The 15,024-nt window shown below is 52.0% G+C and carries 18 protein-coding genes and 1 other RNA gene; 15 read left to right on the top strand and 4 right to left on the bottom strand.

Features of this window, described 5'->3' with window-relative positions; all coding sequences use genetic code 11:
- Positions 1-24: 24 nt before the first annotated feature.
- The 7 genes from BLT01_RS10365 to BLT01_RS10335 all read left to right on the top strand — a co-directional run bounded on the left by BLT01_RS10365 (position 25) and on the right by BLT01_RS10335 (position 6,687).
- Positions 25-1,395: a replication initiation and membrane attachment family protein gene (locus BLT01_RS10365; protein ID WP_092097617.1), complete on the top strand. Its 1,371-nt coding sequence runs from the start codon at positions 25-27 to the stop codon at positions 1,393-1,395.
- 1 nt (position 1,396) lies between these two features.
- Positions 1,397-2,344: a primosomal protein DnaI gene (gene dnaI / locus BLT01_RS10360; RefSeq protein WP_092097616.1), complete on the top strand. Its 948-nt coding sequence runs from the start codon at positions 1,397-1,399 to the stop codon at positions 2,342-2,344.
- Positions 2,345-2,712: 368 nt separating this feature from the next.
- Positions 2,713-4,650 (top strand): threonine--tRNA ligase, encoded by a 1,938-nt coding sequence (thrS, locus tag BLT01_RS10355; protein WP_092097615.1) that lies wholly within the window; start codon positions 2,713-2,715, stop codon positions 4,648-4,650.
- Between the two features lie 502 nt (positions 4,651-5,152).
- Positions 5,153-5,716: a translation initiation factor IF-3 gene (infC, locus tag BLT01_RS10350; RefSeq protein WP_092097614.1), complete on the top strand. Its 564-nt coding sequence runs from the start codon at positions 5,153-5,155 to the stop codon at positions 5,714-5,716.
- 30 nt (positions 5,717-5,746) lie between these two features.
- On the top strand, positions 5,747-5,947 hold the full coding sequence (gene rpmI, locus BLT01_RS10345) for a 50S ribosomal protein L35 (protein ID WP_092097613.1): 201 nt from the start codon (positions 5,747-5,749) through the stop codon (positions 5,945-5,947).
- 41 nt (positions 5,948-5,988) lie between these two features.
- A complete protein-coding gene (gene rplT, locus BLT01_RS10340; RefSeq protein WP_092097612.1) occupies positions 5,989-6,348 on the top strand; it encodes a 50S ribosomal protein L20 in 360 nt (119 codons plus the stop codon).
- 60 nt (positions 6,349-6,408) lie between these two features.
- Positions 6,409-6,687, top strand: coding sequence for a DUF1294 domain-containing protein (locus tag BLT01_RS10335; RefSeq protein ID WP_092097611.1), 279 nt, complete (start codon positions 6,409-6,411; stop codon positions 6,685-6,687).
- Between the two features lie 20 nt (positions 6,688-6,707).
- Here BLT01_RS10335 and BLT01_RS10330 read toward each other — a convergent pair whose 3' ends face one another.
- Complete coding sequence (locus BLT01_RS10330) at positions 6,708-7,100, bottom strand: sigma-w pathway protein ysdB (RefSeq protein WP_092097610.1); 393 nt, start codon at positions 7,098-7,100, stop codon at positions 6,708-6,710.
- Between the two features lie 94 nt (positions 7,101-7,194).
- Here BLT01_RS10330 and BLT01_RS10325 point away from each other — a divergent pair, with 94 nt between their 5' ends.
- Entirely contained in the window at positions 7,195-7,689 is a 495-nt protein-coding gene (locus BLT01_RS10325) for a dUTP diphosphatase (protein WP_092097609.1), read from the top strand.
- Between the two features lie 83 nt (positions 7,690-7,772).
- Here the strand turns inward: BLT01_RS10325 and thpR are convergent, their stop codons facing one another.
- Complete coding sequence (gene thpR / locus BLT01_RS10320; RefSeq protein ID WP_176765120.1) at positions 7,773-8,315, bottom strand: RNA 2',3'-cyclic phosphodiesterase; 543 nt, start codon at positions 8,313-8,315, stop codon at positions 7,773-7,775.
- A gap of 204 nt (positions 8,316-8,519) precedes the next feature.
- Here thpR and BLT01_RS10315 point away from each other — a divergent pair, with 204 nt between their 5' ends.
- Positions 8,520-8,948 (top strand): helix-turn-helix domain-containing protein, encoded by a 429-nt coding sequence (locus tag BLT01_RS10315; RefSeq protein WP_092097607.1) that lies wholly within the window; start codon positions 8,520-8,522, stop codon positions 8,946-8,948.
- Between the two features lie 113 nt (positions 8,949-9,061).
- Complete coding sequence (locus tag BLT01_RS10310; RefSeq protein ID WP_092097606.1) at positions 9,062-9,736, top strand: hypothetical protein; 675 nt, start codon at positions 9,062-9,064, stop codon at positions 9,734-9,736.
- A 108-nt stretch (positions 9,737-9,844) separates the two neighbouring features.
- On the opposite strand, the gene BLT01_RS10305 is transcribed toward BLT01_RS10310, so the two are convergent.
- Both BLT01_RS10305 and ssrS read right to left on the bottom strand, forming a co-directional pair.
- Positions 9,845-10,408 carry an SLOG family protein gene (locus BLT01_RS10305; RefSeq protein ID WP_092097605.1) on the bottom strand — a complete coding sequence of 188 codons (564 nt, stop codon included), beginning with the start codon at positions 10,406-10,408 and terminating at the stop codon, positions 9,845-9,847.
- Between the two features lie 71 nt (positions 10,409-10,479).
- Positions 10,480-10,669: non-coding RNA, 6S RNA (ssrS, locus tag BLT01_RS10300), on the bottom strand.
- Between the two features lie 100 nt (positions 10,670-10,769).
- Between ssrS and BLT01_RS10295 the strand changes: the two genes are divergently transcribed.
- The 5 genes from BLT01_RS10295 (at position 10,770) to BLT01_RS10280 (ending at position 14,933) form a co-directional block, all read left to right on the top strand.
- Complete coding sequence (locus tag BLT01_RS10295; RefSeq protein WP_092097604.1) at positions 10,770-11,471, top strand: hypothetical protein; 702 nt, start codon at positions 10,770-10,772, stop codon at positions 11,469-11,471.
- Between the two features lie 212 nt (positions 11,472-11,683).
- Positions 11,684-12,376 carry a Crp/Fnr family transcriptional regulator gene (locus tag BLT01_RS10290; protein ID WP_376739646.1) on the top strand — a complete coding sequence of 231 codons (693 nt, stop codon included), beginning with the start codon at positions 11,684-11,686 and terminating at the stop codon, positions 12,374-12,376.
- Positions 12,377-12,606: 230 nt separating this feature from the next.
- Positions 12,607-12,729, top strand: coding sequence for a cytochrome C oxidase subunit II (locus BLT01_RS15325; RefSeq protein WP_218123198.1), 123 nt, complete (start codon positions 12,607-12,609; stop codon positions 12,727-12,729).
- 18 nt (positions 12,730-12,747) lie between these two features.
- Entirely contained in the window at positions 12,748-13,221 is a 474-nt protein-coding gene (locus tag BLT01_RS10285; RefSeq protein WP_092097603.1) for a cytochrome c oxidase subunit II, read from the top strand.
- Positions 13,218-14,933: a b(o/a)3-type cytochrome-c oxidase subunit 1 gene (locus BLT01_RS10280; RefSeq protein WP_245696916.1), complete on the top strand. Its 1,716-nt coding sequence runs from the start codon at positions 13,218-13,220 to the stop codon at positions 14,931-14,933. The genes BLT01_RS10285 and BLT01_RS10280 overlap by 4 nt, the downstream gene beginning before the upstream one ends.
- Positions 14,934-15,024 lie beyond the last annotated feature (91 nt).

Genomic DNA, 15,024 nt, shown 5'->3' with positions numbered 1-15,024 from the left:
TCCGCGGAAAGAAAGGATGGGAATATGAATCCGCTCTACAAAGAACTGCAACCGTCGGATGCGTATTGCGTCCGTCTTCCTTATCCATTTTCCGATTTTGACCGACAGATTCTGACCGCACTCTACCAGCCGCTTATCGGGCACGGGGCGATGGCGGTCTTCTTTGCCCTTTGGGGGGAGGCTGAACGGGAAGGAACCGTTGAGTCCACCCACTATCACCTCCTCAACCTTCTTGATATGCCGATCGGCACACTGTTCGAGGCCAGGCTGTCACTTGAAGGTATCGGGCTGCTTAAGTCTTACCGGAAAAATGAGGGGGAGGCGCGCTGCTTCCTTTATGAGCTCAGGCCGCCTCTCGACCCGGACACGTTTTTCCATGACCCGATCTTGTCGATGTTCCTGTTCGGCAAGGTGGGGGCGCAGACGTACAAGCGGCTCCGCGGACGCTTTCTGAACCCTCCGGTGCCGGATGGATATGAAGAGGTGTCCAGGTCATTCCCCGAAGTGTACAAGTCCGTCAAGGCAGGGGCCATGGAAGAAGACACGGATACATACGAATCGGATCAGCGGGCACCGAAGCTTGCTTTTAACGGCTACCCGTTTGATTTCCCTCTTATGATGGAAGGGCTGTCCGCGCAGCTTGTGCCGAGAAAGTCGTTTACTCCGGCGGTAAAAGAAATGATTGTACGAATCGCTTTTCTGTATGGCTTGTCTCCTGTTGATATGCAGCAGGTCGTCCTGCTGGCGATCGATGCCGATGGCAATCTGACGGACGACCGCCTTAAACGTGCCGCCGCAGACTATTACAAGCTGTCCAGGTCAAACACAGCTCCGAAAATAGAAAAAATCCTGACTGCCCCGGAAAAAACCTCCCCTTCTGAAGAACCGAAGACCAAGGAAGATGAGCTGATCCTTTATCTTGAAACCTGTTCGCCGGTTGAAATGCTGAAAGACATCAACGGAGGGCGCGAACCAATGCAGGTTGATGTGAAGCTCGCACAAAAACTTGTGCTGGAGCACAATCTTCCTGCGGGTGTGGTCAACGTGCTGCTTCAGTATGTCTGGCTCAGGAATGACGGCAAGCTCACGAATAACTATGTCGAGCGGATTGCTTCCCATTGGATGGCGAAAAAAGTCGGCAATGTGAAGGATGCCCTTGAGCTGGCAAGGACGGAACACGACAAGTATATGAAATGGAAGCAGGAAGGCGGCGGAAGCCAGCGATCCCGCAAGACGGGCTCCAAAACCGAAGCCGTCCCTGACTGGTTCTACAAGAAAGACCAAAAACCCGAGGCTGAAAAAGAGCCGCGGCCAGAGGAGAAGGATCCGGACGTCGAAGCAAGGAGGATCCGCCTCATGGAGAAATTCGGCATGATGAAAGGCGGTGTCAACTAAGATGGAACCGATCCGGGACACACTAAAGCGAATTGTGAATGCACCGACATTCGCCGAGCGATATTCGGAAATGCGGTCGGAGATCCTGAATCATCCCGGCGTACAGGCTTTTCTTGAAGAACATGCCGGAGAAGTGGATAAGGCAATGGTCGACCGCGGTCTGGGGAAGCTTTACGAATACACTTCCCAGTCCCATGATTGCGGCAAGTGCGGGAGCCTGGAAGCGTGCATCAATATGATGAAGGGCTATGAGCCCAAGCTGGTGATCGAGCGTGGCACGATCGGCGTCGACTATGTAATGTGCAAGAGAAAGACGGCAGATATGGAACGCCGGCGTGTATCTTCCATGATCCGGAGCATGCATATGCCGAAGGACATGCTCAACCTGGAAATCAGGGATTTCGATATTACCAAGGGAGAAAGCCGGCTGGCCGCAGTGGAGCTCGTCCTTGAATTCCTCGATAAATACGACAGGACGGGCGAACTGCCCGCACAGGGACTTTACATTCACGGTCCGTTTGGCACAGGCAAGTCCTATCTGCTCGGTGCGGTCGCGGGCGAACTGGCGAAGCGCCATGTGCCGTCCGTCCTCGTGTTCGTGCCGGAGTTTCTCCGCGAGTTGAAGCAGTCGATCCAGGATCAATCGCTAAATGAGAAAATCGATTTCGTCAAGCGGGCACCGGTCCTTATGCTTGATGATCTCGGGGCGGAGACTCTGACCGCATGGACGCGCGATGAAGTGCTGGCGACCATTCTCCATCACCGGATGGCGGAAAAACTCCCGACCTTCTTTACGTCGAACTTTGACTACAAGGAGATGGAGACTCACCTGTCGTACACCCAGCGCGGGGATAAGGAAGTCGTCAAAGCGGGACGCATCATGGAGCGGATCCGTGCGATGACCGTGCCGGTCCGGCTTAACGGGGAAAACCGGCGAGAACTCAGCTGAAACAATGCTGTGAAAACACGCGGTTGCAAATTACTCAGGTTTTTCGTATGATGAGTTCAATACTTCTTCCAAATGCAATGACGGGGACAACGAGCGGTTGTCCGGCCAGACAGAGAACGGGGCCTTAGGCTGAGAGCCCCCGATGGCGCGGCATCGGATCGACCACCCCAGAGCAGCCAAGGCGAACTCCCGTTTTGATTCGGGATGAACCTGAGCCGGCCTCCGGTCCGTTATCCGATGCAGAGCTTCTCCGGCATGGTCGTTCATTGCCGGCAGGAAGAAGGGTGGAACCGCGAGCAGGCCTCGTCCCTTTTTGGGACGGGGCTTTTTTGCGTAAATTTGGAAAGATGGAAAGGAGCCCATTTGGCATGGCAGAACAGATTGAATTGACATTTCCCGACGGCGCGGTAAAGGAATTCGAATCAGGTACGACAACGGAGGATGTGGCCCAATCGATCAGCCCCGGACTGCGCAAAAAGGCATTGGCAGGCAAAATCAGCGGACAACTGATTGATTTCCGCACGCCGATTACGAAAGATGGCGAAATTGAGATCATCACTCCCGATTCTCCGGAGGCACTGGAAATCCTGCGCCACAGCACAGCCCATGTGCTCGCACAGGCAGTCAAGCGCCTGTTCAAAAACGTCAAACTCGGTATCGGCCCGGTGATTGAAAACGGCTTTTACTATGATTTCGACTCACCTGAACCGATCCGTGCTGAAGATTTTCCTGCGATCGAGAAGGAAATGAAAAAAATCATCAATGAAAACCTTGAAATCGTCCGGAAGGAAGTCACACGCGAAGAAGCGCGGAAGACCTATGAGGAAATCGGCGATGAATACAAGCTGGAGCTGCTTGATGCGATTCCGGAAGGCGAAAAAGTCACCATCTATGATCAGGGTGAATTCTTCGACCTGTGCAGGGGCGTGCACGTACCGTCCACAGGGAAACTGAAAGAATTCAAACTTCTCAGCACGGCGGGCGCATACTGGCGCGGCGACTCCGACAACAAGATGCTTCAGCGAATTTACGGTACGGCGTTCTTCAAGAAAGAGGACCTGGAAGAACACCTCCGCCTGCTTGAAGAGGCAAGAGAGCGGGATCACCGCAAAATCGGCAAAGAACTGGATCTGTTCATGACGAACCAACTTATCGGGCAGGGGCTGCCGATGTGGCTCCCGAAAGGCGCCACCATCCGCCGGCTTGTCGAACGCTATATCGTCGACAAGGAAGAGAAACTCGGGTACGATCACGTCTACACACCGGTCATGGCGAACGTAGAACTGTACAAGACGTCCGGCCACTGGCAGCACTACCAGGATGACATGTTCCCGCCGATGCAGGCGGACAACGAGGAACTTGTGCTGCGCCCGATGAACTGCCCTCACCACATGATGATTTACAAAAACGGCATCCACTCATACCGCGACTTGCCGATCCGCATCGCTGAACTCGGGCTGATGCACCGCTATGAAATGTCGGGAGCCCTGTCCGGTCTGCAGCGGGTCCGCGGCATGACGCTGAATGATGCCCATATCTTCGTCCGGCCGGACCAGATCAAGGAAGAGTTCAAGCGCGTGGTCGAACTGGTCATGGACGTCTACAAAGACTTTAACCTGAACGACTATTCGTTCCGCCTGTCCTACCGCGACCCGGAAGATACGGAAAAGTACTTTGATGATGACGAGATGTGGGAAAAGGCACAGAGCATGCTGAAGGAAGCGATGGACGACCTCGGCCTCGAGTATTACGAAGCGGAAGGGGAAGCGGCGTTCTACGGTCCGAAGCTCGATGTGCAGGTCAAGACGGCCATCGGCAAGGAAGAGACCCTGTCCACTGTCCAGTTGGACTTCCTCCTGCCTGAGCGCTTCGACCTGAACTACATCGGCAGCGACGGTAAGCAGCACCGCCCGGTCGTCATCCACCGCGGTGTCGTTTCCACGATGGAACGATTTGTCGCATTCCTCATCGAGGAATACAAAGGCGCATTCCCGACATGGCTTGCACCGGTCCAGGTGGAAATCATCCCGGTCTCTCCGGAAGTCCACCACGACTATGCGGAGAAAGTCCGTGAAGCGCTCCAGGCACAGGGCTTCCGCGTCGATGTCGACAGCCGCGACGAAAAACTCGGCTACAAGATCCGCGAAGCCCAGACACAGAAAATCCCGTACATGCTCGTCCTCGGTGATAAAGAGGCCGAATCCGGCGAAGTCAACGTCCGGAAATACGGCGAACAAAAATCCGAATCGATCCCGCTCAATGACTTCATCGCCAAACTCCGCGAAGAAGTGGACGGGAAGAAGTAATTATTATTTAACTTACTGCAGACAAAAAGGGTGTTTCTCTTTTGTCTGCAGTTTTCTTTTACTGAAAATCCTCCGTATTTCCGCTCCGGGCCCTTGCTTACCGAAACTGCATTTTGGTCGCAGGAAAAGCTTTGTTGCTCAACGCTAACGCTTTTGAGCACAGGAAAAGCTTTGTTGCTCAACGCTAACGCTTTTGAGCACAGGCGCCGTGCTTCGTGATGCGAAAATCAGCCAAGCTCTTGTTGAAAGATGAATCTCCAACAAAATCATTGACAAGCTCTGTTGCATAGGTTATTATTGATTAGGTTAAGGAATACAGTTTGTGGTAGAAGAAGGAGCTGCCCGCTTCTCACCTGATCGACGCTTCGGCTGTTGGCAGGTATGCACCATTGTGACGTCCCGTGCTTGTTGGCGCGGTCACATATGCGGCGGGTGGACCCAGGTCCACCCGTTTTTCTTTCGGATTGGCCACGGGGACCATCCCCGCGAGCCTGCCCAAACCATGTATTCGCGAATTACTACACGGAGGTGGCTTACGATTAGCAGAGATAATCGAGACAAATTTGTCAATGAGGGCATCCGCGCCCGGGAGCTCCGCATCATCGACCAAAACGGTGATCAGCTGGGCGTCAAAACGCGGAACGAAGCGATGGACATCGCTGCGCGTGCAAACTTGGATCTCGTTCTTGTCGCACCGAACGCAAAACCGCCTGTAGCCCGGATCATGGACTATGGGAAGTTCAAGTTCGAACAACAGAAGAAAGAACGGGAAGCGCGCAAAAACCAGAAAGTCATCAACATCAAGGAAGTCCGCCTGAGCCCGTCCATCGACGAGCATGACTTCCAGACTAAGCTCCGGAACGCAATCAAGTTCCTTGAAAAAGGGGACAAAGTGAAAGCATCCATCCGGTTCCGCGGCCGTGCGATCACCCATAAGGAGATCGGCCAGCGCGTCCTCGAACGTTTTGCCGAAGCCTGCAAGGAAGTCGGCACAGTCGAACAAAAACCGAAGATGGAAGGCCGTAGCATGTTCCTCATGATGGCCCCGATCGAAGAAAAGAAATAATCTACGCAAAGGATTAGGAGGATACCGACCATGCCTAAAATGAAAACACACAAAGGTTCCGCAAAGCGCTTCAAGCGCACCGGTTCCGGCAAACTCAAGCGCGGCCGTGCTTACACAAGTCACTTGTTCGCCAACAAATCCACAAAGCAGAAGCGTCATCTCCGCAAAGCTGCTCTCGTTTCCAAAGGCGACTTCAAGCGCATCAAGCAAATGCTCACTTACATGAAATAATCCGATCATAGAAAACGAATCAACATCAGGAGGGAAATCCAATGCCACGCGTAAAAGGCGGTACAGTAACGCGCAAGCGTCGTAATCGTGTTCTCAAACTTGCCAAGGGCTACTACGGCTCGAAGCACACACTCTACAAAACAGCTAACCAACAGGTCATGAAGTCCCTGCAATATGCATACCGTGACCGTCGTCAGAAAAAACGTGACTTCCGCAAACTGTGGATTGCACGGATCAACGCAGCTGCACGCATGAACGGCCTGTCTTACAGCAAGCTCATGCACGGCCTCAAAGTTGCAGGCATCGATGTGAACCGCAAGATGCTCGCTGACCTCGCAATCTCTGACGAGAAAGCATTCGCGCAACTCGCGGATGCAGCGAAAAAAGCAGTCAATAACTAATTCTGTGCACAGACCGGCGAACCGTTCGCCGGTCTTTTTGAGTGGATCGGAGGTTTCGGCATGGAAAGCGTGCTGATCGGTTGGATTCTGATTTTGTCAGCATACGGATTTATCATGATGGGCTATGACAAGCGGCAGGCAAAAAACGGCGGCTGGCGCGTTCCCGAACGGACGCTTTGGATGATTGCCATTCTCGGAGGCGGCCCGGGTGCCTATGCCGGCATGCAGACATTCCGGCATAAGACGAAGCATACCGCTTTCCGTGTCGGTTTTCTGGTACTGGCGATTGCGGATCTCGCGGCGATTGTGTATCTGGCGGGAAATCTGCAGCTTGGCTAAACGGAAAAAAGCGGACCGCATTAAGCGGTTCCGCCTTTTTTCATCAGCTGTTCAATCGGATTTTTCCAATTGACATCGGCATCCGGATAGCTCATCCGGATTTCTTTTTCCAGGAAGATAAAATCATCCCGTGTGAAACCCTGAAGGGAAGCTTCGTCCTTGACCCATACAAAAATGGAAACGACCTCAAATGAGCTGTCGGTTGTCCCCATGTATTTTTCACCTTCAAAGAGGGCGCCTTTATAGGTGATGAAAAAGTTTTTCCGGATGTTTTTCACATCGTCATAAAAGTAGTACCGTTCCTGTTCATACGCTTCATCCAGTTTCCTTCTGGGATCGGTGAGGTAGCGGATGCCCCGGTAGAACAGATAGACGATGACGGCGATTACGATCACGCGGATAATCAAGGCCACGGCATTGCCCCCTTGCGCATACTGGTATCCTCCTATACGATTGAAACGCGATAAGGTTTCATAAAAATGATTTTTTCTGTTCGGAGGGGCACAATTGGAACTGATAGATCTGTTTGAAATGCAAAAACGATTGGACAAGTATATTGAAGAAAACAACCGTGTCGAACGAGACGTCTTCAGAGAGAAACTGCTTGCCCTCACCGTGGAACTGGCTGAACTGGCGAATGAGACACGGTGCTTTAAATTCTGGAGCCGGAAAGGGCCGTCCCCTAAGCCGGTGCTGATTGAGGAATATGTCGACTCCATCCATTTCCTGCTCTCACTCGGGATTCTGAAGGGCATGGAGGATCTGCATGAATGGCCGGAAGGGGAGGAAGCGGAGGAAGCGGGAGACCTGACCGGCTTGTTTATCCAGACACAGCGGGAGATCCTCAACTTTGGTGATCGCCAGGACAGAGCTTCGTATAAAGCCGTCTGGGTCCATTACCGGGCCATTGCCGAAGCCCTGGGGTTCACAGCAGAAGATGTGGTCACGGCTTATCGTGAGAAGAATGAGGAAAACTACGCCAGGCAGCAGCGGGGGTATTGAAATGGAGCCAGTCCGGAAAGTATCCGGACCGGCTCCATTCTGTTTGTGAGAGTCGCGTATTTTGTGTTTTTCTGTTGCACCGGTCAGCCTAGCTGGAAGTCTTCAGCTGATTCATATTTCGGAGTATGTTGCGGTCGAATTTTAAACAGGTGGAACTGGTTGACATGGATAGGGTGCGGATCAAAAGAATCAGGCGAAAGGGATAGCCGTTCATCGGTTTTTCGCTTTTTGGCAAGTGTCATGTGCGGGACAAAGCGGTCTTTTGATGGGAGACCGGTGACCGCTGTCACGGCAACTGATATGTCTTTTTGGAGGCGTTCAAGAAACAGGTTTTTTGTCACGGAAAGATAGGTCACACGCGGACCCGAGGAAGGTCCGAAAAAATCGAACCCGTCAATCTGAACAGAAAAGGCGGGATGCTGTCCGGCAATGGAACGAAGCCGGGAAGAAAGTTCCGCCAGCATCTGATCGTCGCAGGCACCCAGGTAAAAAAGGGTGATGTGCAGGTCTTCGGGGTGTGAAATCACCTTGTACCGGTCAGCAAGCCGGTGGCGATCCAAGTACTTTTCGGCAAGCGGCTGTATATCCGGAGGGATGCGGATACCGAGGAAATAATGTTGCTGCAAGCAAATCGCCCCCATTCCGTCATGTTGCTTTTATTGTACCACCAGCTGCTGAAAACATCCGGACATTTGAAACATGTTTAATCTGCCTCCTGCAGTGAAAAAGAAAAGGAGCCGGTCTTGCATGATGGAAAAATAAAAGACAAAACGTGATTTCTGAATAAATTAAGCTGTGCTATGATGGGGGATAGAGAAGGAGGGACCCCCATGGCTTGGAATCAGGCGGCGTTCGGCATGAGGCTGAAGGCGCTCCGGGAGCAGAAGGGGCTGTCGATGCTGGCTTTCGGAAAAGAGATCGGTACGTCCGCTAGCCGCATCAAGCATTGGGAGGAAGGCAAGAGTGCTCCCTCGGCCAGTTGGATCGTCACCATCTGCGAGCGGTTCGGCGTATCTGCGGAGAGTCTGCTGACCGGTGAGACGGCGTCCGTTTCCTCTGAGCCTCTGTCAGCCATGGCAGAGGCAGCCGGTTTGGATGAGATAGCTGATTCTTTTATCCGGGCAGGTAATCAGAGGTATGGGGAGCGGGACGGACGGGAAAAGATGATGAAAGAAATCACTGAACGGCTATTCAGGATGGATGAACGGGACCTAAGGGAACTTCTGATGATTATTGTGCTGAAAAGCCGAAATGTCTAAAAATTTGGCGGTACAGCCTGGTCTGAATATGAAAAATTTTGCATGTTCATGGACACCCGTCCCTTCATCCCTTAAGATGGAAAGAGAGTCACTGTTGGAAGGAGGTACACGAAATGAAATTATTTCAGGTACGGAAAGGACAGTTCGTTTATTACAAAAATGAACTGCATAAAGTTTACACCATTAACCCGCTAGCAAAGAAATCTGTACACATGTACCGCATCAAAGACATGGAACAGGTGACAACCAAGGCAGAAGATATCACGCTTCACAGGCCAAGCCATATGGATGCTTTTATGTTCAGAGGGCAATGGTATACGATTCGTGAAGATCTCGAACCGGAAGTCGGCGGGCATATCCTGGTCACAAAGCCTGATCCGGAACCGATGAGCCATTATGGTCTCAACGAATTCGAGAAGGTGGAGCAAATTGAAGGACGGACAGTGGTTACGAAGCGCCAGAATCCGATCAAGCGCAAAGAGTTTGTGGTCCTCAGGGAAGGGCGTGAGCCGGAAAGCCGGAACATTGCTTATCAGGACACCTCCATTGTCTCCGAAGAGCAGATCAATGAAGATGCCAGGCTTGCTGCAAGGCTTTCCAGGACCCAGGAGATCCAGCCGAATATCGGAGACATTTACCTCAACCTTCACGACGGAGGGCGCTCTATGGTCGTAGCAGTGGTAGGAGATGATGTCTGGCTCGGCCACGGCGAGAAGCTGAAGATCGAAGACCTACTTGACGCTGATCACTGGACGCTCGTTTACGTCAATACAGAATTTGTTCTCTGATCCGGCACCGCTTTTGACGTCGTTATAATTATGGAAGCCATCACTTCATTGTGGAGTGATGGCTTTCGGCATTTCAGGAGAACCAAATAGGACGGAACCTCTGCTGTTTCACCATCCCTCTTCTTCCATGCGCATTTCTTCTGCCGCAAAATTAAGGTCTTCTGCCGAGATGGTGAAGAATTCATAAGGGCCATGTTCCGCGGAGGAAAGGGCGAGCCGGCGAAGCCATCTGGGTGAGCCCTCGTTCTCCTCGTCGTAAACAAGCATCAGGCCATCCGAATTGCGGAGCAGAAACTTGTCGCGTTCGGAAAACTGCCAAGGGCCTTCATAAGGACGGTTCATCAGAACAGTCGTAAAATCCGCCTGCTCCAAAATGGATTCGTACGCCATCTTTTTGGAATCATTCCAGTTCTTCTCCTGCTCGAGGAACGGCGTGATGACCGCCACTTTCAAATCGGGGTATTCCTGGCGCAATTCAAATGCCGCTTCGGCCGCCCAGGTCTCGACGCCGGGCTGTCCGCTCACAATCACCCACTCCAGGCCCTCTTCTTCCAATAGACCGCGTAACCTGGAGGTGATGGCCCGGCGGATCACTGCAATTCCCGGGTGTTTGTCATTGAATATTCCAAGTTCATGCGGTTTGTAGCCGCTCACCAACAGCCGTTTCAGCATCAGCGTCATCCTCTCCGGATATAAATGAAAAAGGCCAGTCCGAGGAACGGACTGACCGGTTGGAGTCAAAATAAGAAGCCGCCTTTGCCGTAGGAAAATTAGAAAGTTAAAAACCATCACTCCACAAAGTGGGTGTCCTCAGAGATGTTCCTGCACGTCTCCGGAAAAGTTCCGGAGCCTATCATTCCGATCTCGTTTTTAAACTCCCTATTTCAGCTCAAAGGTTTAACTTTATAATCAATACGGTCAATGCAGCTTGTATTTAGAGTATAGGGTAAAACACCCGACGATGCAATGGAAATGTCTGGCCGGGAAAAAACAATTTCCGGCTGTCTGATGGTGCAGTGAGGAAATGTCAGCCGTGTTATACTGGAAACAGTATGAAAGCGGGGTGGACCCTTTGTTCAAGTCAGTGACATTTTACACGGATCAGCTTGCCGCAATGCGGCGGTTTTACGGCAATATTCTTGAACTCGAAATTACGGAAAGAGCGGAAGACCGGTTTACCGTCAGGTTCGGAACGACTGACGTCACATTTGTAGCCGTACAACGCCCGGCGTATTACCATTTTGCAATCAGCATCCCGGGCAATCAGTTTTCCATGCTGAAGTATTGGATCCAGGACCGGGTTCCGTTGAATTGGGAGGACGGCGTGGATGAGGTGTATTTCCGTGCATTTGATGCGGACTCGATGTATTTCGAGGACCCGGCAGGCAACATCGTCGAACTCATCGGCAGGAGGAAAAAAGACGTCTACGGTGACATCTCCCGTTCATCATTCCTGAATATCAGCGAAGTCGGTCTTGTGACGAGGGACGTCAGCCAGGCGGGACAGAAACTGTTTGATGCTGGACTCCCTCTTCGGGGAACGGATCTGGAGCCCGATGATCTGAACTTTATCGGCAGTGGTGACTCGTACTTTGTTCTTGTCCCCCAAGGCCGCAGATGGTATTTTTCGAAAAAAGCTGCTGAAATTCATCCGCTGGGCGCGGTTTTGACAAACGGGACGGAATTTCTGCTGGATGACGAAGGAACCATCAGCCACAGCACTTGCGGAGAATAAGGCAGAGGTCAACAGGAACTGGGAGTGAAAAAAGATTGTTGGGACTGTTCAAGAAAAAATGCGGAATCTGCAAACGCAAAACTTCTCTTCTGCGAACTTATCGCAGGAATCGCAAACAAGTCATCAGGGTGTGCCCGGCTTGCGCAGAGTATGCCGAGCGCCGTGCTTATAGGAAAGCCTGACCGGATTCACGGACAAAGGAAGTGGCGTAATTGGAAGAGTTATCAGCCATCGATGGAATGATGGGCATTCTGAAAGCAGCAGCCTGCAGCGTGGCCATCGATAAAGGAGAGTATCTGTTCAGGGAGGGAGAGCCGGCACAAACGCTTTACTGCGTGGAAACGGGAAAAGTCCGAATCGGGAAAGTGACGCCGGATGGCCGTGAAATCACCTTCCGCATTTGCGGAGAAGGGGACTTTATTGGAGAGATTATGCCATTCTGTCCTACGGCCCCTTATACCGTTGAAGCGAAGGCGTCGGAGGATACGAGGGTTGCGGTTATCCCGAAGGATCGCCTGGAGGAACTTCTTTACCTGGAACATGAACTCTCGATTGCTTACATGAAATGGATGGGCATCCTCCAGCAGCGGACACAATCCAAGTTCCGGGACCTCATTCTGCACGGCAAAAAGGGTGCGCTGTATTCGACGCTCATCCGGATGTCGAACAGCTACGGCATTCCTGCAGACGGCGGCGGCATCCTGATCGATCTGGATTTGACCAATCAGGAACTGGCCAATTTCTGTGGCATGACCCGGGAAGTGGCCAATCGTATGCTGTCCGAGCTGAGACGCAACAATAAACTTCGGATGGATAACGGCAAGATTGTATTGACCGATATCGGATTTCTCCGGGATGCCATGCATTGCGAAAATTGCCCCGTTGAAATCTGCAGTATCGAGTGATCGAGGCCATCATATCTGCAACAAGCCCGCCTGTGGGAATTCCAGGCGGGCTTTTCACATGGCCCCGGCCTTTTGCAATGACTTTTGCATTGCGAAAGGCCGGGGTCTTTTTGTCTATTTTATTACAGCAGCCCTGAAATAAACCTGAATCGTGTGATGTTTATCACAGTTTCAGAGGATGGCGGATTTTAAAATAGGACTATAGAAACTGATCGGGAGGATGGTCGGAGATGAAAAACAACAAGAATCCGCACGAAGCGGATTTGCGGGGCACGCTGATCAGCGTGCTGGCAGTCGGGGTTCTCATAGCCGTCATGTGGGCGGTCGTCTACGCCATGTATGTGGCACTTTAAAAAAAGGAGAGGAACAACATGCATCTGCACAAGTTCGAAAAAATTTGGCTGATCTTCGGAATCGCCATGCTGGCCGTATTCCTCGGCATCGTCGGTGTCCAGGCTTTTACACAGGGTCAGACACCTGCAGGGGGCTTGAAAAAAATCGACCCTGAAAAAGTGGATGTGACGGCTCCGTTCGACAATCCGGGCGTCCATCAGCTCAATGATGATACGTATGAAGTGGTGATCAAGGCGATGGCTTACGGATATGAACCTTCGGAAATCGAAGTTCCGGCCGGTAAAGAAATCATCTTCAAAGTGACCAGCAAGGATGTGATCCACAGCTTCACGATTCCCAACACGAAAGTGAACATGATGATCGTCCCGGGACAGATCAACGAGAAAAGCTATACTTTCAAGGAGCCGGGAACTTATCTGATTCTCTGTAATGAATATTGCGGTACGGGCCATCACTTCATGCATACTGAAATCGAGGTGGTTGAGGAATGATTCTACACTCTGAACGCGGACCTCTCGCGGGTCGGCGAACATCATCAGCTGTTGCAGGTACGGTAGCATCTTCCGAACGGAAACTTGCACTCTGGAATATCGGTTTCGCCTACACGGCGTTCCTCATCGGAACATTTTGCGGACTGATTCAAGTGTTCATGCGCAACGAAATGATCCAACTGCCGGCCTGGCTGGATTATTACCAAGTTCTGACCGTACACGGGGTGACGCTTGCACTGGTCTATACGACGTTTTTCATCTATGCCTTCCTGATCACAGGAATGAGCAAGGCGCTCGGCAGTTTCGGCCCGAAAGTGGCCCGCTGGTCGTGGATCGGATTTTTCGTGGCAGCTGCCGGTACGGTGTGGGCGACAATCGAAATCCTGTCGGGCAGAGCAAGTGTCCTCTACACGTTTTATGCACCGCTTAAGGCGAGCGGCTGGTTCTACGTCTCTCTTGCCCTCTTGATCATCGGCACCTGGATCATCAGTTTCGCGCTGATCGCCCACTATGTAAAGTGGCGCAAGGCAAACCCGGGCGTCATGAGCCCGCTATTCGCATTCATGACCATTTCGACCCTGGCCATGTGGATCATCGCCTGCCTCGGTGTCGTCGCCGCTGTTGTTTTCATGTTCATTCCATGGGCGTTCGGATGGGTGGATACGATCAACGTCGAACTGAGCCGGACACTGTTTTGGTTTTTCGGCCATCCGCTGGTCTATTTCTGGTTGCTTCCTGCTTATATGGCCTGGTATCTGGTCGTCCCGAAACTTCTCGGCACAAAAGTATTCAGTGATTCCCTGGCACGCCTGTCATTCCTGCTCTTTATCCTATTTTCCATTCCGGTCGGCCTTCACCATCAGCTGACCGAGCCGGGCGTCGCTGATTTCTGGAAATTCCTTCAGGTGACCCTTACCTTCATGGTCGTCATCCCAACGCTGATGACCGCATTCTCGCTGTTTGCGACTTTTGAGATCTCCGGCCGCCAAAAAGGGGCCAAAGGATGGTTCGGATGGGTAGGTAAGCTGCCTTGGAACGACATTCGCTTTACCTCGCTGTTTATCGCGATGGTGTTCTTTATCCCCGGGGGTGCAGGGGGAATCATCAATACCAGTTTCCAGCTGAATGAATTGGTCCATAACACACTTTGGGTGGTCGGCCACTTCCACATCACGGTCGGAACGCCGGTCGCCATGACATTCATGGGAATATCGTTTTGGCTGATCCCTTATCTGACGGGCCGGACACTGACGAAAACGACAAAAAAGCTCGCGTTTATCCAGATTATTTCCTGGTCCGTCGGTATGCTCCTCATGTCCACCGCACAGCACGTACTTGGCCTGCTCGGTGCCCCGAGGCGCACGCAGCACTCCAATTACAGTGATCATCCCACTGTATTGGGCTGGTTTGACGGATTCTTCTCGAATACGGCGACACTCGCCATCGGCGGAATCATCCTGTTCTTCTCTGCAATGCTGCTTATTGTCATCGTATTCCGGCTTTGGCTGATCGAACCGCGTTCCGAAGAGGGGGACCTGTACGCAGAGTTTCCGATAGCGGAAAGCGATGCATCGGCAACGCCGAGGTGGCTTGAAAACTGGTGGATCTGGCTTGGCATCGCAGTGGCCCTGATCCTGCTTGCCTACACATTCCCGATCACCCACATGATCCAGGATGCCCCTCCGGGATCCAAGGGATTTATCAACTGGTAAGGAGATGAGTTAAATGCTGCTCATGATTGTATCGTTTATGATCGTCATGATTATCGTCATGGTGATCGCGACGGAGATTGGTTCTGAGAAA

The organism is Bhargavaea beijingensis, assembly GCF_900101985.1.
Lineage (GTDB): Bacteria > Bacillota > Bacilli > Bacillales_A > Planococcaceae > Bhargavaea > Bhargavaea beijingensis.
Note: the sequence above shows the minus strand (reverse complement) of the source record. Positions and strands in the feature narration are given on the sequence as shown.